Raw genomic sequence first — 16792 nt, 5'->3', positions numbered from 1 at the left:
CGTGGATGACGCCATCAACCCTCGATGCTGGCCGCATCCAGCTGCGCGATGTCCTGCACGCTCAGGCCGACATTGGCGGCCGCCAGCAGATCCTGCAGCTGCTCCACGCTGGTGGCGCTGACAATCGGCGCGGTGATCGACGGCCGTGCGATCTGCCAGGCCAGCGCGATCTGAGCAGCGCTGGCGTTGTGCTTGCTGGCCACATCGTCCAGTGCCTGCAGGATGCGCAGGCCTCGCGGGTTCAGATAGCGCTTGACCACGTTCTCGCCGCGCGCCGGGCTTTTCGCGGCATCGGCCGGCGTGCGGTACTTGCCACTGAGGAAGCCACTGGCCAGTGCGTAGTAACCGATCACGCCGATCTGTTCGCGCTGCACCAGCGGTTCCAGCTCCTTCTCGTAGCCGGCGCGGTCATACAGGTTGTACTCCGGCTGCAGCGTCTCATAGCGCGGCAGTTTGTAATCGCTGGAGACCTTCAGTGCATCGGCCAGGCGCGTGGCGCTGTAGTTCGAAGCACCGATGGCGCGCACCTTGCCCGCTTCGATCAGCCGGCCGAACGCGGCCAAGGTTGCTTCAAGCGGCGTGGATTCATCGTCCTCGTGGGCCTGGTACAGATCGATGACATCGGTCTGCAGGCGGCGCAGCGAATCTTCCACCGCCGCATTGATGTTGTCCGGGGTCAGGCCGGGGCGCTCGGCCCACTTGGCCACCTTGGTCGCCAGCACCACCTTGTCGCGCTTGCCGCTGCGAGCGAACCACTTGCCGATCAGCGTTTCCGATTCGCCGCCTTCATTGCCCGGCACCCAGGCCGAATAGACATCGGCGGTATCGACCAGGTTGAAGCCGGCGTCGACGAAGGCATCGAGCAGGGCGAAGCTGGCCTTTTCATCGGCGCTCCAGCCAAACACGTTGCCACCGAAGGCGAGCGGACGGACATGCAGGCCGGAGCGGCCCAGTTCGCGGGTTGCCGTCATGGGCACGGACTCCTTGGGGGGTAGTCCTGCAGCATAGAACGCGTTGTGTGACCGCGCTGCGGCGCTGCACACAAAACAGTGTTCCGTCGCGCGCGCGCAGCTAACGTTTTGTGAACACCTTGCCTGCGGCGGCTGCTAGTCTCGCCGCATCTTCCGCTGGAATCGCCCCGATGATCGCTGCTCCGTCCCTGCGTGGTTGCCGCCTGCTGCTTGCATCTGCCCTGCTCGTCGCTGTTCCCGCCTTTGCCGCACCGGCCACGGTGGCACCGGCGAAGATCCAGGTCTCGCCGGCCATCGATGCGGCCGTGAAGGCAACGACCCGCGACCCCGCCAATGTCAAACGCGACAACTACCGCCATCCGGCGCAATCGCTGGCCTTCTTCAAGATCGCACCGGAAAAGACCGTCATCGAGATCACGCCCGGCAATGGCTGGTATTCGGAAATCCTCGCTCCGCTGCTGCATGACAAGGGGCATTACATCGCCGCCGTGGTCGATCCGGCCGCCGTGCCCGAAGGCCGGGGCCGCGATTACCAGCAGCGCAGCCGCGATGGCCTGGAAAAGAAGTTCGCCGGCGCCCCGGCCCAGTTCGGCAAGGCAACCGTGGTCGGCTACGACCCGGCCAGGCCGGTGTTCGGCTCGGCCAATTCGGCCGACGTGGTGCTGACCTTCCGCAACGTGCACAACTGGCGCAAGGCCGGCCAAGCGCAGGGCATGTTCCAGGGCTTCTTCAACGTGCTCAAGCCGGGTGGCGTGCTGGGCGTGGTCGAGCACCGCGCCAAGGCCGACGTGGCTGACGACGATGACACCGGCTATGTCGGCCAGCAGCAGGTGATCGCCATGGCCGAGGCCGCTGGCTTCAAGCTGGACGCCCGCACCGAGGTCAACGCCAACCCGCGTGATACCAAGGACCACCCGAACGGCGTCTGGACCCTGCCGCCGACCAACCAGCATGACAAGGCCGATGATGCGAAGTACCAGGCCATCGGCGAAAGCGACCGCATGACCCTGCGTTTCGTGAAGCCGTGAACGTAGAGCCGAGCCCATGCTCGGCTACGCGCGCGACCAGACAGCAGCCGAGCGTAGGCTCGGCTCCACAATCCCGGGCCGCCACGCCCGGCGGGCGCGCAGCGCGGCGTGGGACAATGCATCACCCCGCCGCCTGCCGCGTCCGCAATGCTCATCGCCTTCAACAAGCCCTTCAACGTGCTGTGCCAGTTCACCGACCGCAGCGTGCCACCGCGTCCGACGCTGGCTGGTTTCGGCCTGCCGCCGCGCGTGTACGCTGCTGGCCGGCTCGACCATGACAGCGAGGGCCTGCTGCTGCTGACCGACAACGGCACGCTGGCGCACAAGCTGACCGACCCCAGGCACAAGGCTGACAAGACCTACTGGGTGCAGGTGGAAGGCACGCCCAGCGATGAGCAGCTGCAGCAGCTGCGCGATGGCGTGGTACTGAACGATGGGCCGACCCTGCCGGCGAAGATCGAGCGACTGGATCCGGCCCCCGACCTTTGGCTGCGCGATCCACCGGTGCGCTTCCGCAAGACCGTGCCCGACAGCTGGCTGGCGATCACGATCCGCGAGGGGCGCAACCGCCAGGTGCGGCGGATGACCGCAGCGGTGAACCTGCCGACCCTGCGCCTGGTGCGGGTATCGATGGGCCCGTACCGACTGGATGATCTGCAGCCGGGGCAGTGGCGGCAGATCGGCTGAGCGGGACTGCAGAAACGAAAAGGGTCGGAGCCCTTCCTGCGGAAGGGATCCGACCCTGGATCGCGGTCAGACCCCTTCCACAGGAAGGGCTCTGACCCGCAGGCCGACCTCAAGCGTCGCTGCCGATATCGCTGTGCTCGTCCACCACGGTGTGGTTGCGGCGGTCACGCGCGTTGATGCGCTTGGCCTGCCCATTCACCACCTGGCCGTTGGCCGCCTTCTTCTTCTGCTGCTTGCGGTACAGCGCATAGCCCAGCAGGCCCACGCCCACGGCAGCGGCAGTGATGGCCACCGCCGGGTTGCGGCGCACGAACTTGGTGGCGACCTTGCCGCCGGTCTTCACCGCACCCACGGCAGCGCCGGTCTTGATCCAGTCACTGGCCTGCGGGCCGAAATGGCGCAGGCTGCCACCGGCGCTCTTCAGGCCGTCTCCGGCGGTGTGCGCCAGTTCCAGGGCGCGCTCCAGGGCGCGGTCGGTGATTACGGTCAGCTTGCTCATCGGTGGGGGTCCTTTGCCTCGGGTCGAAGTCCAGTGTGTCGTGCGGCCTGTAAACGGTATGTCAGTCAGAGCCGTCGATGAGGTGACTCTACCGCAGCCATTCAGGAACAGGCAGGGTCTGCGGCCGGCACGACCGGTCACGTCCCGCGCGGCTTGGCCCGGTGCGTGGCGGTGGCCGTCCACGGGTCGTCCGGCCAGGGATGACGCGGGTAACGGCCCTTCATTTCCTTCTTTACCTCGGCGTAGGTGTTTTCCCAGAAGTTGCGCAGGTCCTGGGTCACCTGCAGCGGGCGGCCGCCCGGGGACAGCAGGTGCAGGGTCAGCGGCACGCGGCCATCGGCGATGCGCGGGGTATCGGCCAGGCCGAACAGCTCCTGCAGCTTCACCGCCAGCACCGGCGGCAGCGGCTCGCCGCTCTCGCTGTCCAGTGCGTAGCTGATCGGCCGTTCCAACCCCGAGGGCACGGTGATGCGGGTCGGTGCATGGCGCTCCACCAGCTGCCGCTGCGACCATTCCAGCGGCGACTTCAGCGCTTCACCGAAGCTGCTCTCGTCCAAGGCATCCAACCGGGTCTTGCCAGCAAACGCCGGTTGCAGCCACTGCGCACGGCTGGCCAGCAGGGCCTCATCACTGCAGTCGGGCAAACCAAGCTCGGGCATCCAGCGGCGCAGCGATTCCACCCGCGCCTGCCACTGGCGCAGGCCCTCGGTCCACGGCAGCGAGGACAGGCCGAGTTCGGCCACTGCATCAGTCAGTGCCTGCGCGGCGTGCTGCGGGTCGACGCGGCCGGCCGAGCGGCTGTCCAGCACGATGCGGTCGAAGCGCGTTTCGCGCAGGGCCACCAGGGCGCGGCGCTCGCTGTCCCAGCGCACGGTGTCTTCGGTGACGAAGCGCTCCGGCCACGCGGCGCGCAGGTAGCCTTCATCCACCGGTGCAGCGCGCAGCAGCAGCGCATCGCGCGATTCGAAGCGCAGCTCGCTTGCCACCAGCCACGGCTCGGCGCGCAGGTCGCTCAGTTCGTGCAGGCGCGCGCTGCGGCCGTTGGCCAGCAGGTAGCGCAGCGGATCGCTGGGGTGCTGGAAGCCGATGCGGTCGGGGAAAGCGTGGGCCAGCAGATCACCCAGCGCATGTGCTTCGACACTGCTGGGCGGGGTCGCCTCGCAGCGCAGGCGCCGACGCCACTGCTTGGCGGCCGCATCGATGGCGGCCAGGCCGCTGCGGTTGGCATCCGACGGGGCACGACCGCTGCGGAACGCCGCCAGCGCACGCCAACGTGCGGCCAGCGCATCGCCACCCTGGCGCAACGGATCGCGTGCTTCCAGCAGTGCGGCCAGATCGGCAGCCAGCGCCTGTGCGCGCGCATCGGGCGCGGCCAGCAGCATCGCCGCCATGCGCGGGTGCGTGCCCAGCGCCAGTACGCGGCGGCCAAGTGCGGTGATCGCGCCGGTGTCCGACAGCGCACCCAGGCGCTGCAGCAGTTCGCGTGCGGCGGCCATCGGGCCGGCGGGGGGCGGGTCGAGGAAGCGCAGATCGCTGCTGCCCCACGCGGCCAGTTCCAGTGCCAGTCCGGCCAGTTCCACCTGGTCGATCTCGGCGCGGCGCTGCGGCTCCAGCCGCTGCGACTGCGGCCACAGCCGCCACGCCACGCCCTCGGCCACGCGTCCGGCACGGCCGGCGCGCTGGTCGGCCGACGCCTGCGCGATGGCCACCACGTCCAGCCGGGTGAAGCCGCTGTTGGGGTCGTAGCGCGGCTCGCGCGCCTGGCCGCTGTCGATCACCACGCGCACGCCGGGCAGGGTCACCGAAGATTCGGCCACGTTGGTGGCCAGCACTACGCGGCGGCGGCCATCACTGGCGGCCTGCAGCACGCGTGCCTGCTGATCCACCGGCAGCTCGCCGTGCAGCGCGAGCACCTCTACCCCGTCGTCGAGCGATTCCTGCAGACCCGCCTGCACGCGCGCGATCTCGCGCTGGCCGGGCAGGAACACCAGCAGGTCGCCGGGATGCTCGGCCAGGGCCTGCTGCACCGCGCGGCGCACCTGCAGTTCCAGCGCCTCATCGCGGCGTGCCGGGAAGTGGCTGATCGCCACCGGGTAGCTGCGCCCCTCGCTGCTCAGGCGCGGCGCATCGAGGAAGCGGGCAAGGCGCTCGCCATCCAGCGTGGCCGACATCACCACCAGGCGCAGGTCGTCGCGCAGCTGCGCCTGCACGTCCAGCGCCAGGGCCAGGCCGAGATCGCCACTGAGGTGACGCTCATGGAATTCATCGAACAGGATCGCGCCGACCGTTTCCAGCATCGGGTCGTCCTGCAGCATGCGGGTCAGAATGCCCTCGGTGACGACTTCAATGCGGGTGCGCGCCGAGATCTTGTTCTCGAAGCGGATGCGGTAGCCGACGGTGCCGCCCACCTCTTCGCCCAGCTGCCGCGCCATGAACAACGCGGCGCTGCGTGCGGCCACACGGCGCGGTTCCAGCAGGATGATCTTCCGGCCCTGCAGCCACGGCGCATCGAGCAGGGCCAGCGGCACCTGGGTGGTCTTGCCGGCGCCGGGCGGCGCTTCCAGCACCAGCCGCGGCTGCGCGGCCAGGTGCTGCTGGATCTGCGGCAGCAGCGGGGAAATCGGGAAGAGCGGGGCGTTCATGTGCAAAGGATAAGGGGCCATGGCCGGCGCGGGTACAATGCGCGGGCACTTTTCCCCCGCGATGACCATGCACCTGATCGATATCGGCGCCAACCTGACCCACGATTCCTTCGACCGCGACCGCGATGCCGTCCTGGACCGCGCACGGCAGGCCGGCGTGGTGCAGATGGTCATCACCGGCGCCAGCCGCGAGCACTCCCCGCTGGCCGTGCAACTGGCCCAGCAGCATCCGGGTTTCCTGTACGCCACCGCCGGCGTGCACCCGCACCATGCGGTGGAGTACACCGAAGAATGCGACGCCGAAATGCGCGCGCTGCATGCGCATCCGGAGGTGGTGGCGGTGGGTGAGTGCGGTCTGGATTACTTCCGTGACTTTTCGCCGCGCCCGGCCCAGCATCGCGCCTTCGAGCGCCAGCTGCAGCTGGCGGCGGACAATGGCAAGCCGCTGTTTCTGCACCAGCGCGACGCGCATGCCGATTTCATGGCGCAGATGAAGAATTTCGAAGGCCGCATCGGCCCGGCGGTGGTGCACTGCTTCACCGGCGAACGTGACGAGCTGTTCGAATACCTGGACCAGGACTGGTACATCGGCATCACCGGCTGGCTGTGCGACGAGCGCCGCGGCGCGCACCTGCGTGAGCTGGTGAAGAACATCCCGGCCAACCGCCTGATGATCGAGACCGATGCCCCGTACCTGTTGCCGCGCACCCTGAAGCCGATGCCGAAGGACCGCCGCAACGAACCGATGTTCCTCCCGCACATCGTCGAGGAACTGGCCCGCGACCGTGGCGAAGACGTGGCAGTGACTGCGGCCAATGCTACGGCGGCCACGCGCGCGTTCTTCCGCCTGCCCGACGCAGGCTGACCCTGTAGAGCCGAGCCCATGCTCGGCTCTACAAGAGCGGTGGACACAGGACGGTAGCGCCGGGCCACGCCCGGCGAGCGAAGCGGTGGGAATCAGAAGTCGCGCGGTGGCGCCGGGCCACGCCCGGCGAGCGCAGCGGCCAGATCTTTCAATCCCTCCCGATACGTCGCAAACTCCGGCACCCACCCCAGTGCCTGGCGTGTACCTCGGCTGTCGATGCGCTTGTTGCTTGCGTAGAAGCGTCGCAGCGTCGCGCTCACCGCCGGGTCATCCCAGGCCATCGCCGGTGGCAGCGTGAATCCACCCAGCTGCGCGGCATGGGCCAGTACCTCCTGCGGTGGCGCGGGTTCGTCATCGGCGGGCAGGTACAGCCCGTCCCGCGTGGGCCGCTGCATCGCCGCGATGACCACCGCCGCCAGATCCTCCACATGCAGCCGGTTGAACACCAGTCCGGGCCGTACGACATGGCGCGCGCGGCGCTCGGCCAGCTGCAGCAGCGCATTGCGGCCAGGCCCATACAGCCCCGGCAGACGGAACACCGCCGAGGCGATGCCACGCGCGTCGGCCAGGGCCCGCCACTGCGTTTCGGCCAGGCGGCGCTGCACGCCAGCGGTTTCGCTGGCATCGGCCTCGCTGTTCTCGTCCACCCAGCCACCGTCACGATCGGCATAGACCGAAATCGACGACAGATAGCCCACCCAGCGCAGCGCCGCACTGGCCTGCAGCGCAGGCAGCAGCTGGCGCAGTGCAGGATCGCCCTGCGCATCCGGTGGCACGCAGCACAGCACGGCCTGTGCCTGCGCGATGGCCTCAAGCAATGCCGCTGACGGCGCGGCATCGGCATGCAGGCGGTGGCGCTGCAGTCCATCGTCGGTGACCGCCGATGGATCGCGCACCGTGCCCGACACCTGCACGCCACGCGCCTGCAGCTGCGCGGCGAGCACGCGCCCACTCCAGCCCATGCCGAGAATCAGCGCCGGCGACGGCAGTGGCGTGGCTGCCACCATTACGCGCTGCGCTGCGCCTGGTAGGCCTGCAGGCTGCTGTAGGCCACCTGCAGCAGCAGGCCTTCCTGGTCGGCCGTGCGCGCACGCACCAGCATGTCGCCCACGATGTGCGCGGCTTCCACCTGCTGGCCGGCTTCCAGGTCACGCAGCATCGAAGCCTTCAGCGCAGAACCGGCCTGGGTCAGCGTGCCGCGTGCCGTGTCCTGTGCGGCCTGCGGCACCGGTTCACCGGCCGCCTCGGCCACGGCCAGGCACTCGTCATACAGGCCGCGCACGATGGCCTCGCCATCATCGGTGGCGACGATCGTGCCGATGTCCGCGCGCAGCAGGCAGGTCGCGGCCGCAAGCGCGGTCAGGAAGGTGTACTTGATCCACTGCTCCCGGCCGATGTGCTCGCTGGCCAGGTGGTCCAGGTTGGCCTGCGCGCACGCGGCGGCGAAGGCACGCACGCGCTCGGAGATCGCACCACCACCATCGCGCTCGCCGAAGGTCAGCTTGGCCGGCTTGCCCAGGTGCAGCACTGCGCCATCGGGCGCCTTGGTGGCGCTGATGAAGCACAGGCCGCCAAGCACGGCCTCGCGACCGAAGCGTGCATCCAGCGCGCCGTAGTGGTGCAGGCCGTTGAGGATGGGCAGCACGGTGGTGTGGGCGCCCACCGCCGGTGCGATCGCTTCGATCGAGCTGTCCAGGTCGTAAGCCTTGCAGCTGAGGATGACCAGGTCGAAGGGTTGCTGCGTGGCAAGCGCGGGCAGGGCGTCGGCAGTGACGTGCTGCACCGGGAAGCTGGCGTCACCTACGGGGCTGCGGATGACCAGGCCATCGCGGTCCAGCTGGCTGGCGCGGGTCGGGCGGACCAGGAAGGTCACGTCCACGCCGGCCTGGGCGAGGCGGCCGCCAAAGTAACCGCCGGTACCACCGGCGCCGAGAATCAGGATGCGCATTGCACGTTCACCGTTTTCTGGGGGAGTGTTCGATCCCCGATTGTGCCGGAGATTGCAGGCAAAAAAAGAGCCGAGCATAGGCTCGGCTCTACGGGTTTACGCCTCGTCCTGGCCACCGGCCAACTGTCGAAGGCGGGGTGGGTCCGGTGGCAGGGGTGTGAGCCGCATGGATGCGGCGACCAAGCCCCCATGGGTGAGGGCGCTTTGCTTGCGAAGCACTGCTTCGCAAGCGCCCGAACGCACAGCCGCCAGCGGCTGGGCCGGACTGGGGGTTTACGGCGTCCCCTGCCACCGGACCCGCCCCGCCATCCCACGGAATGCCAGCTGTTGACGTTGACGTTGACGTTGCTCTGGCTTGTTGCAGCGGGTGCAGGGCCGCAGGCCCTGCAGGCCACCCTCAGCTGCGCATGCCCACGCCACGGCGCAGTAGCCACAGCGCCAGTGCCGTCAGCACCACCACGAAGCCGAGCATCAGCGCATACGCCACCCACACCGGCACATCGCTGCTGCCCAGCAGGCCGTAGCGGAACGCATTGACCATGTAGAAGATCGGGTTGGCATGGGTGGCCGCCTCGGCCCAGCCCGGCAGCAGCTTCACCGAATAGAACACACCGCCCAGATAGGTCAGCGGGGTCAGGATGAAGGTCGGCACGATCGCCACGTCATCGAACTTCTTGGCGTACACCGCATTGATGAAACCGGCCAGCGAGAAGATCGTCGCGCCGAGAATGACCGTGGTCAGCGTCACCAGCGGGTGCGGGATACGCACCGGGGTGAAGAACATGGCGATGATCAGCACGATCACGCCGACCATCAGGCCGCGCAGCACCGCACCTGCCACATAGCCCCACAGGATCACCCAGTTCGGCATCGGGCTCACCAGCAGCTCTTCCACGTGGCGGCCGAACTTGGCGCCGAAGAAGGAGGAGCTGATGTTGCCGTAGCTGTTCTGGATCACGCTCATCATCACCAGGCCCGGCACGATGAACTGCATGTAGCTGTAACCGCCCATGTCACCCACGCGCGAACCGATCAGGCCGCCGAAGATGAGGAAGTACAGGGTCATGGTGATCGCCGGCGGCACCAGGGTCTGGCCCCAGATGCGCAGGATGCGCGCCACTTCGCGGCGCACGATGGTCATCAGGGCGATGCGGTTGCGCTGGCCGTCGGTGATCGGCGCAGCGGGCGTGTTCGGGGTACCGCTCATGCGGAGGTCTCCTGGTTGCCGGTGAGGCGCACGAACAGCTCCTCCAGGCGGTTGCTCTTGGTACGCATCGAACGCACGCGGATGCCAGCCTCGTTCAGCGTGGCGAACACGCGGTTGAGGTCCATCGCGCGCGGCATGTCGATGTCCAGGGTGTGCGGGTCCGGCGCGGTCAGGGTGGCGCCCTCGATCACCGGCAGCTGCGCGGGCAGGTCGCCGTCGATGTCCAGCAGGAAGCCTTCCACATCGAGCTTGGCCAGCAGCGAACGCATCGGGCCTTGGGTGACGATCTGGCCGTGGTTGATGATCGCCAGGTTGCGGCACAGGTACTCGGCCTCTTCCAGGTAGTGGGTGGTGAGGATGATCGTGGTGCCGGCGGCATTGATCTCCTTCAGCACCCGCCACATGTCGCGGCGGATCTCGATGTCCACGCCGGCGGTCGGCTCGTCGAGGATCAGCAGGCGCGGGCGGGTCATCATCGCGCGGGCGATCATCAGGCGTCGCTTCATGCCACCGGACAGGGTGCGGCTCATCACCTGCGCTTTTTCCCACAGGTGCGCGCGCTTGAGTTCCTCTTCGGCGCGCTTCTCCGCTTCCTCGCGGGCCACGCCATAGAAACCGGCGTAGTTGACCAGGATGTCGAAGGGCTTTTCGAACAGGTTGAAGTTGATTTCCTGTGGCACCAGGCCGATCAGTCGCATGGTGGCGCTGCGGTTGCGCACCAGGTCGCTGCCGAACACTTCCACCTGGCCCTCGCTGAGGTTGACCAGGGAGCTGATGATGCCGATCAGGGTGGACTTGCCGGCGCCGTTGGGGCCGAGCAGGGCGAAGAAATCGCCCGGGGCGACCTCCAGGGAAACCCCTTTCAGGGCCTGGGTGCCGTTGTCATAGGTCTTGCGCAGGTCGCGCACGCGCAGGGCGGGCGCCGTATCGTTCAGGGAAGCCAAGCTCGAAGCCTTCGCGCCCATGGGCTGGCGCTGGAGAGGGGCGGGGAGGAGCTATTATAGAAGACCCCGAGGGCTTGCCCCGGCTACACACTGTCCCGAAAAGTCGTGCCTGTCCAATTCCCCATCAAGCTGGTCGGCCGCCGCATGCTGGCGCCCACCGTCGGCCATTACCAGTTCGTGCGTGATGACGGCCAGCCGCTGGATTTCCAGCCCGGCCAGTTCATCCAGGTCCATTTCAGCTACGCCGATGGCACCGAAACCAAGCGCAGCTACTCACTGGCGACCATCCATGACCACGCGCTGGGCCCGGGCGAGGCGGTGGACATCGCCGTCAGCTTCGTGCCCGGCGGCGCCGCCACCGCCCTGTTCGAGGCGCTGGACCTTGGCGGCCAGGTCAGTGCGTCCGGCCCGTACGGCCGCTTCTGCCTGAACCCCGGCGACCACAATGCCCGCTACCTGCTGATCGCCACCGGCACCGGCGTCACCCCGTACCGGTCGATGCTGCCGCTGCTGGAAACAGCCATGGCCGAGCGCGGCGTGCAGGTGGTCCTGCTGCAGGGCGCGCGCAGCCCGGGCGAGCTGCTGTACAGCGAAGATTTCTACAGCTTCGCCGAAAAGCACCCGAACTTCCGTTATGTGCCGTGCCTGTCGCGCGAACTGCCGGCCGACCCGCACCCGGACGTGCACCACGGCTACGTCCAGCAGGCCCTGGCAGGCTTCACCCCGGACCCGGCCACCGACATCGCCTACCTGTGCGGCAATCCGGACATGGTCGATGCCTGCGCCGAGGCGCTGAAGGCTGCCGGGCTGGGCAACCCGCAGATCCGCCGCGAGAAGTACGTCAGCAGCAAGTAAGGCCGGCACCCTCCCGCAGCAACATGCCGACCGGCCCCGGGGCAGGGTCATCTACGAGGTGTCATCCGCACCTGTCACCGCACTCGCGCTCCTGCATGGCCGACGACCGCTTGAGTCGGCGCAGGATCGCCTGCCGTAGGCAACCACCCGTGGAAGACCCAGGGAGTCTCTGCACAGAGCAGTGCATCCACCCTGCAGACATTCCGAAAAACGCACGAATGACATCGCGCCCCTGGTTTCCATGCAAACGGGTCAGCGGGCATCGCGTGCATCCTTGCCTGCGTATTCCCGCCCGCGACAGCGGATCGGCCAGAACGCGCTAGGATGCGGGCATCGCCCGGCCTGCACGGATCGCATGTCCCTGGACCTTCCCACCATCGGTGTACTCGGCCTGCTGCTGTGCATGGGTATCGCCACGGGCTTTTCGCTGCTCCTGGTGGTGCTGCGCGGGCAACCGGTGCTGCGTTTGTGGACGACCAGCCTGTGGCTGCTGACCCTGGGCGTGATCCTGCTGGGGCTGCGCCCATGGCTGCCGCAGGCGCCGGCCATCCTCGGCGGCAATGCGGCCATGGCCGCCTCCAGCGTACTGATGCTGCTCGGCATGGCCCTGCACCTGGGCCAACCGATGCCGCTGTGGCGCGCGCTCGGGCTGGCGGGGGCGTTCCTGGCGGGCATCTTCCTGTTCCTGGTGCCGTGGCCCAGTCTGGAAATCCGCCTGCACGTGTTCAGCGTGTTCACCATTGTCATCAACAGCTGGATCGCTGCGCTGCTGCTGCGCAACGCGCCACCGGCACAACGCATCAGCTGCCGGCTGGCCGCAGCGGTATTCCTGGCCGAGGTGCTGGTCTATGTCGTGCGCCTGTTCCTGCCGGTGGATGCCGACGCGGGCGAGGACATCATGCGGTCGGGCTCACCGATGTTCCTTACCTATCTGGCCGGGGTGATGCTGGAACTGGCGCGCTGCTTCGCGCTGGTCCTGCTGCTGCTCGAGCGCCTGATGGTGGATCTGCGCCGCGCTGCCCGCACCGACGGCCTCACCGGCCTGCTCAACCGCAGCGCGGTGCTGGCCGATGGGGCCGACCAGCTGCAGCAGGTGCGCCGCCTGCAGCGTCCGCTGGCGGTGCTGCTGCTGGATGTGGATCACTTCAAGGCGATCAATGACCGCTGGGGGCATCTGGCGGGCGACCAGGTACTGCAGCATTTCACCGGTGTGTTGCAGCAGTGCGCGCGCCGCCACCCGCACCTGCTCAGTCGCTATGGCGGCGAGGAGTTCCTGTTGTTGCTGCCCGGCAGCGCCGGCGAAGCAGAACGTCTGGCGACGGTCATCCGTCATGCACTGCAGCAACGGCCGGCCCCGCTGGACACTGGTCCGGTGGCGGTCACCGCCAGCATCGGCCTGGCCATGGATGACGGCCATAGCGATCTGGCCGACCTGATCGCCCGTGCCGACAACGCGCTGTACCGGGCAAAAGCCGAAGGCCGCGACCGGTTGGTGGCATCTGCTGTGTCGGCCTAGCCAGATTGCCCATCGCCGCCAGCATCAGGGCCGTGTAAGTTTGTTCAACGAGTTGGTCACATCTGCCGCGGCAACCCGTCGTGGTCGACAGGAACGTCCTCCAGGGGAATCAAGCACGATGCAAAAACACCATTTCGGACTGGCCGGTCTATCGGCCAGCATGCTGTTGGCCAGTGTGCTGCTTGGCGGGTGCAGTGCCCCGGCGCCGGGGGCCGCCGAGGGCAGGGACACGCCCAGCCAGCACTACGGGTCGATTGAATTCCGTCCCTGCACGCTGACCACGGTTGGCGCCAGCGCCAACGTCGAAGCCCAGTGCGGCACCCTGCAGGTGCCAGAGGACCGCGCCCACCCCGAGGGCCGCAGGATCAACCTGCGCATCGCCTGGCTGGAATCGGACGAAAGCGGCAACGCCCAGCCCGACCCGGTGTTCTTCCTCGCCGGTGGCCCCGGCCAGGCGGCCAGCGAAGTGGCGGTCGTTGTCGATACCGCGCTGCGCCAGGTGCGCAAGCAGCGCGACGTGTTCCTGATCGACCAGCGTGGCACCGGCGGTTCCAACCCGCTCAGCTGCCTGGCGGCCGACGGCACCCCGCTGAAGATGGACGAGGATGCGGCGCCGACCGAAGCGGTGATGCGTGACTATGCGCAGCAGTGCGCGGCATCGCTGCAGGGCCGCGCCGACGCGCGCTTCTACACCACCGCCGAGGCCATCGCCGACCTGGACGCGGTACGCCAGGCGCTGGGCGCCGACAGGCTGAACCTGGTCGGTGGCTCCTACGGCACCCGCGTGGCCCAGCGTTACGCGATCGCCTACCCGCAGCACACCCGCAGCCTGGTCATCGATGGCGTGGTACCCAACGACCTGGTGGTCGGCGGTGACTTCGCCAGCACCTTCGACAACGCCATCACGCTGCAGTCGGCGCAGTGCCGCAAGGATGCCGCCTGCAGCAAGCGCTTCCCGGTCGATGCCCGCGAGCAGCTGCGCACGGTGGCCGCCACCCTGCGCCGCGCGCCGGTTACCGTCGATTACCGCGACCCCGGCACCAACGCGCCGCGCCAGGATGTGCTGACCCCGGACAGCGTGGTCGGCCTGGCCTTCGCTTTCTCCTACGTACCGCAGTACTCATCGCTGCTGCCGCTGGTGCTCGATGAAGCCGCGCAGGGCCGATACGCACCGCTGGCCTCGCTGGCACGTGGCGCCACCCGCACCATGGATTTCCAGATCAACCGCGGCATGCAGTGGTCGGTCATCTGCAGCGAGGATGCGCCGCGCTACCAGGCCCCGGCAGAGAACGACGATGCGCTGTTCGGCCCGGAGGCGGCGCGTGCATTCTTCGCTGCCTGCCCGGTGTGGCCGCACCAGCCGGCCGCCACCACGCTGGCCGCTCCGCTGAAGAGCGACCTGCCGGTGCTGCTGCTGTCCGGTGAACTGGACCCGGTCACCCCGCCGCGCTATGCCGAGCAGGTGCTCAAGGGCCTGCCCAACGGTCGCGCGCTGGTCGCCCGCGGCCAGGGCCACGGCACCCTCACTGCTGGCTGCATGCCGCGCCTGCTGGGCCAGTTCATCGATGCCAATGATGCCAAGGCGCTCGATACCAGCTGCCTGGACACGCTGACCCACGTGCCGGCGTTCACCTCGTTCAACGGATGGACCCCATGATCGTCGCCGACAATCTGCACAAAGCCTTCGACACCCGCACCGGTCGCGTCCAGGCGGTGGCCAACGTCGGCTTCCGCGCCGCCGATGGCCAGATCACCGGACTGCTCGGCCCCAATGGTGCCGGCAAGACCACCACCATGCGCATGCTGTACACGCTGATGACGCCCGACCAGGGCAGCATTACCGTCGACGGCATCGATGCCGCGCGCGACCCGGTGGAGGTGCGCCGCCACCTGGGCGTGCTGCCCGATGCACGCGGTGTGTACAAGCGCCTGACCGCGCGCGAGAACATCACCTACTTCGGCGAACTGCACGGCCTGTCGGCGCAGCGCATCCGCGAACGCATCGAGGTGCTGTCGCACGCGCTGGACATGGCCGACATCCTCGACCGCCAGACCGATGGCTTCTCGCAGGGCCAGCGCACCAAGACCGCGATTGCCCGCGCACTGGTGCACGACCCGCGCAACGTCATCCTCGATGAACCCACCAACGGCCTGGACGTGATGACCACCCGCGCGCTGCGCCGGTTCCTGCTGGGCCTGCGCGAGGAAGGGCGCTGCGTGATCCTGTCCAGCCACATCATGCAGGAGGTGGGCGCGCTGTGCGACCACATCGTCATCATCGCCAAGGGCACCGTGATGGCCGCCGGCAGTGCCGATGAACTGCGTGCGCAGGCCGGTGAAACCAACCTGGAAGACGCGTTCGTGAAACTGATCGGCAGCGAAGAGGGCCTGCACGCATGAGCAAGATGTCGACCCTGATGACGGTGATGCGCAAGGAACTGCGCGACCTCTCGCGTGACCGCCGCACCCTCGCGCTGACCCTGCTGTTCGGCCCACTGCTGTACCCGCTGCTGATCCTGGGCATGGGCAAGCTGTCGGAAAGCCGCTTCCGCACCCAGATCGAACAGCCGCTGGACATCCCCACCATTGGTGCCGAGCACGCGCCGAACCTGGTCCGCTTCCTCGCCGCGCAGGGGCTCAATGCCACCACCGCGCCGAAGGACCTCGCCGACGCCATCCGCGCCCAGGACATCGATGTGGCGTTGCGCATCAGTGCGGATTTCGGCAAGGACTGGGCCGATGGCAAGCCGGCCCTGGTGGAAGTGATCCGTGACAGCACGCGCCGCGCCGCCGAGGTTCCCAGTGCGCGCCTGCAGGCGGCGCTGTCGACCTACAACGGACAGGTGGGCGCCCTGCGCCTGATGGCCCGTGGCGTGGATGCGCAGGTCGCGCGGCCGCTGGACGTGGCCACCCAGGACATGGCCAGTACCGAGGCCAAGCGCGGCATGATGCTGTCGGCCCTTCTGCCGATCCTGCTGACGTTGACCTCCTTCATCGGCGGCGCCTACCTGGTGATGGACACCACGGCGGGCGAACGGGAGCGGCAGTCGCTGGAGCCGCTGCTGGCCACGCCCGGATCACGCAGCGCGATTGTCAGCGGCAAGATCGGCGCTGCCTGCGTGGTCGGGTTCGTGTCGCTGCTGCTGACACTGGTCGCGTTCAAGGTCAGCGCCCAGTTCGCCTCGGGCAACGTCGGCCGGCAGCTCAACATGAACATCCTCTCGATGGTGCAGATGCTGCTGGTGATGTTGCCGATGCTGCTGATCGGCACCTCGCTGCTGACCTACCTGTCGGCCGCCGCCAAGAGCATGAAGGAAGCCCAGAGCCACATGACCTGGCTGGTGCTGATGCCGATGCTGCCGGGTTACGCGTTGATGGCCTACCCGGTGAAGAGCCAGCTGTGGCAGTACGCGGTGCCGTTCCTGTCGCAGAACCAGATGCTGCTGAAGGTGATCCGCCACGAAGTGATCACCCCGACCATCTGGGCGATCTACCTCGGCGCCAGCCTGGGCCTGGCGGCCATCCTGTGGTTCGCCGCCGTGCGCCGCTACCACCAGGAACGCCTCGCCATCTCCGGCTGAAAAAAAGGGGACGGGCAAACGGTAGCGCCGGGCCACGCCCGGCGGATGT

At 68.1% G+C, this 16792-nt stretch carries 15 protein-coding genes; 8 read left to right on the top strand and 7 right to left on the bottom strand.

Annotated elements, in window-relative coordinates; genetic code table 11:
• Positions 1-14: 14 nt before the first annotated feature.
• A complete protein-coding gene (locus tag VER16_RS07255) occupies positions 15-971 on the bottom strand; it encodes an aldo/keto reductase (RefSeq protein ID WP_324806714.1) in 957 nt (318 codons plus the stop codon).
• A 170-nt stretch (positions 972-1141) separates the two neighbouring features.
• On the opposite strand from VER16_RS07255, the gene VER16_RS07250 reads away from it, so the two are divergent.
• Both VER16_RS07250 and VER16_RS07245 read left to right on the top strand, forming a co-directional pair.
• Positions 1142-1999, top strand: a complete 858-nt coding sequence (locus VER16_RS07250) for a methyltransferase (RefSeq protein ID WP_324806712.1) — start codon at positions 1142-1144, stop codon at positions 1997-1999.
• A gap of 147 nt (positions 2000-2146) precedes the next feature.
• Complete coding sequence (locus VER16_RS07245) at positions 2147-2686, top strand: pseudouridine synthase (RefSeq protein WP_324806710.1); 540 nt, start codon at positions 2147-2149, stop codon at positions 2684-2686.
• 109 nt (positions 2687-2795) lie between these two features.
• On the opposite strand, the gene VER16_RS07240 is transcribed toward VER16_RS07245, so the two are convergent.
• Both VER16_RS07240 and hrpB read right to left on the bottom strand, forming a co-directional pair.
• A complete protein-coding gene (locus VER16_RS07240) occupies positions 2796-3185 on the bottom strand; it encodes a hypothetical protein (protein WP_108770423.1) in 390 nt (129 codons plus the stop codon).
• A gap of 137 nt (positions 3186-3322) precedes the next feature.
• Positions 3323-5827 (bottom strand): ATP-dependent helicase HrpB, encoded by a 2505-nt coding sequence (hrpB, locus tag VER16_RS07235; protein WP_324806707.1) that lies wholly within the window; start codon positions 5825-5827, stop codon positions 3323-3325.
• Between the two features lie 67 nt (positions 5828-5894).
• On the opposite strand from hrpB, the gene VER16_RS07230 reads away from it, so the two are divergent.
• Positions 5895-6692: a TatD family hydrolase gene (locus VER16_RS07230; RefSeq protein ID WP_324806705.1), complete on the top strand. Its 798-nt coding sequence runs from the start codon at positions 5895-5897 to the stop codon at positions 6690-6692.
• A gap of 92 nt (positions 6693-6784) precedes the next feature.
• Here VER16_RS07230 and VER16_RS07225 read toward each other — a convergent pair whose 3' ends face one another.
• From VER16_RS07225 to VER16_RS07210, 4 genes are all read right to left on the bottom strand, one after another.
• A complete protein-coding gene (locus VER16_RS07225; protein WP_324806703.1) occupies positions 6785-7699 on the bottom strand; it encodes an NAD-dependent epimerase/dehydratase family protein in 915 nt (304 codons plus the stop codon).
• Positions 7699-8640: a 2-dehydropantoate 2-reductase gene (gene panE, locus VER16_RS07220; RefSeq protein ID WP_324806701.1), complete on the bottom strand. Its 942-nt coding sequence runs from the start codon at positions 8638-8640 to the stop codon at positions 7699-7701. Before panE ends, VER16_RS07225 begins: the two co-directional genes overlap by 1 nt.
• Positions 8641-9037: 397 nt before the next feature.
• The gene (locus tag VER16_RS07215; RefSeq protein WP_324806700.1) at positions 9038-9847 is read right to left on the bottom strand and encodes an ABC transporter permease; all 810 of its coding nucleotides are present in this window, start codon (positions 9845-9847) and stop codon (positions 9038-9040) included.
• Positions 9844-10812, bottom strand: coding sequence for an ABC transporter ATP-binding protein (locus VER16_RS07210; RefSeq protein WP_324806698.1), 969 nt, complete (start codon positions 10810-10812; stop codon positions 9844-9846). The genes VER16_RS07215 and VER16_RS07210 overlap by 4 nt, the downstream gene beginning before the upstream one ends.
• An 84-nt stretch (positions 10813-10896) precedes the next feature.
• Between VER16_RS07210 and VER16_RS07205 the strand changes: the two genes are divergently transcribed.
• The 5 genes from VER16_RS07205 (at position 10897) to VER16_RS07185 (ending at position 16743) form a co-directional block, all read left to right on the top strand.
• On the top strand, positions 10897-11646 hold the full coding sequence (locus VER16_RS07205) for a ferredoxin--NADP reductase (protein WP_324806696.1): 750 nt from the start codon (positions 10897-10899) through the stop codon (positions 11644-11646).
• Positions 11647-12001: 355 nt separating this feature from the next.
• On the top strand, positions 12002-13162 hold the full coding sequence (locus tag VER16_RS07200) for a GGDEF domain-containing protein (RefSeq protein WP_324806694.1): 1161 nt from the start codon (positions 12002-12004) through the stop codon (positions 13160-13162).
• A gap of 118 nt (positions 13163-13280) precedes the next feature.
• Positions 13281-14819, top strand: a complete 1539-nt coding sequence (locus tag VER16_RS07195) for an alpha/beta hydrolase (RefSeq protein WP_324806692.1) — start codon at positions 13281-13283, stop codon at positions 14817-14819.
• Positions 14816-15562, top strand: a complete 747-nt coding sequence (locus VER16_RS07190) for an ATP-binding cassette domain-containing protein (protein ID WP_324806689.1) — start codon at positions 14816-14818, stop codon at positions 15560-15562. The genes VER16_RS07195 and VER16_RS07190 overlap by 4 nt, the downstream gene beginning before the upstream one ends.
• Positions 15559-16743, top strand: coding sequence for an ABC transporter permease (locus VER16_RS07185; RefSeq protein WP_324806686.1), 1185 nt, complete (start codon positions 15559-15561; stop codon positions 16741-16743). Before VER16_RS07190 ends, VER16_RS07185 begins: the two co-directional genes overlap by 4 nt.
• The last annotated feature ends 49 nt before the right edge of the window (positions 16744-16792 follow it).

Origin of the sequence: Stenotrophomonas sp., from assembly GCF_035634915.1 — a bacterium.
Taxonomy (GTDB): Bacteria; Pseudomonadota; Gammaproteobacteria; order Xanthomonadales; family Xanthomonadaceae; genus Stenotrophomonas.
This window is presented reverse-complemented; position numbering and strand designations above follow the sequence as displayed.

What these genes read in the sequence shown, in the direction of transcription:
- VER16_RS07255 (WP_324806714.1), bottom strand. Translation starts at nt 971, where the DNA reads ATGACGGCAACCCGCGAACTGGGCCGCTCCGGCCTGCATGTCCGTCCG.
- VER16_RS07250 (WP_324806712.1), top strand. Translation starts at nt 1,142, where the DNA reads ATGATCGCTGCTCCGTCCCTGCGTGGTTGCCGCCTGCTGCTTGCATCT.
- VER16_RS07245 (WP_324806710.1), top strand. Translation starts at nt 2,147, where the DNA reads ATGCTCATCGCCTTCAACAAGCCCTTCAACGTGCTGTGCCAGTTCACC.
- VER16_RS07240 (WP_108770423.1), bottom strand. Translation starts at nt 3,185, where the DNA reads ATGAGCAAGCTGACCGTAATCACCGACCGCGCCCTGGAGCGCGCCCTG.
- hrpB (WP_324806707.1), bottom strand. Translation starts at nt 5,827, where the DNA reads ATGAACGCCCCGCTCTTCCCGATTTCCCCGCTGCTGCCGCAGATCCAG.
- VER16_RS07230 (WP_324806705.1), top strand. Translation starts at nt 5,895, where the DNA reads ATGCACCTGATCGATATCGGCGCCAACCTGACCCACGATTCCTTCGAC.
- VER16_RS07225 (WP_324806703.1), bottom strand. Translation starts at nt 7,699, where the DNA reads ATGGTGGCAGCCACGCCACTGCCGTCGCCGGCGCTGATTCTCGGCATG.
- panE (WP_324806701.1), bottom strand. Translation starts at nt 8,640, where the DNA reads ATGCGCATCCTGATTCTCGGCGCCGGTGGTACCGGCGGTTACTTTGGC.
- VER16_RS07215 (WP_324806700.1), bottom strand. Translation starts at nt 9,847, where the DNA reads ATGAGCGGTACCCCGAACACGCCCGCTGCGCCGATCACCGACGGCCAG.
- VER16_RS07210 (WP_324806698.1), bottom strand. Translation starts at nt 10,812, where the DNA reads ATGGGCGCGAAGGCTTCGAGCTTGGCTTCCCTGAACGATACGGCGCCC.
- VER16_RS07200 (WP_324806694.1), top strand. Translation starts at nt 12,002, where the DNA reads ATGTCCCTGGACCTTCCCACCATCGGTGTACTCGGCCTGCTGCTGTGC.
- VER16_RS07195 (WP_324806692.1), top strand. Translation starts at nt 13,281, where the DNA reads ATGCAAAAACACCATTTCGGACTGGCCGGTCTATCGGCCAGCATGCTG.
- VER16_RS07190 (WP_324806689.1), top strand. Translation starts at nt 14,816, where the DNA reads ATGATCGTCGCCGACAATCTGCACAAAGCCTTCGACACCCGCACCGGT.
- VER16_RS07185 (WP_324806686.1), top strand. Translation starts at nt 15,559, where the DNA reads ATGAGCAAGATGTCGACCCTGATGACGGTGATGCGCAAGGAACTGCGC.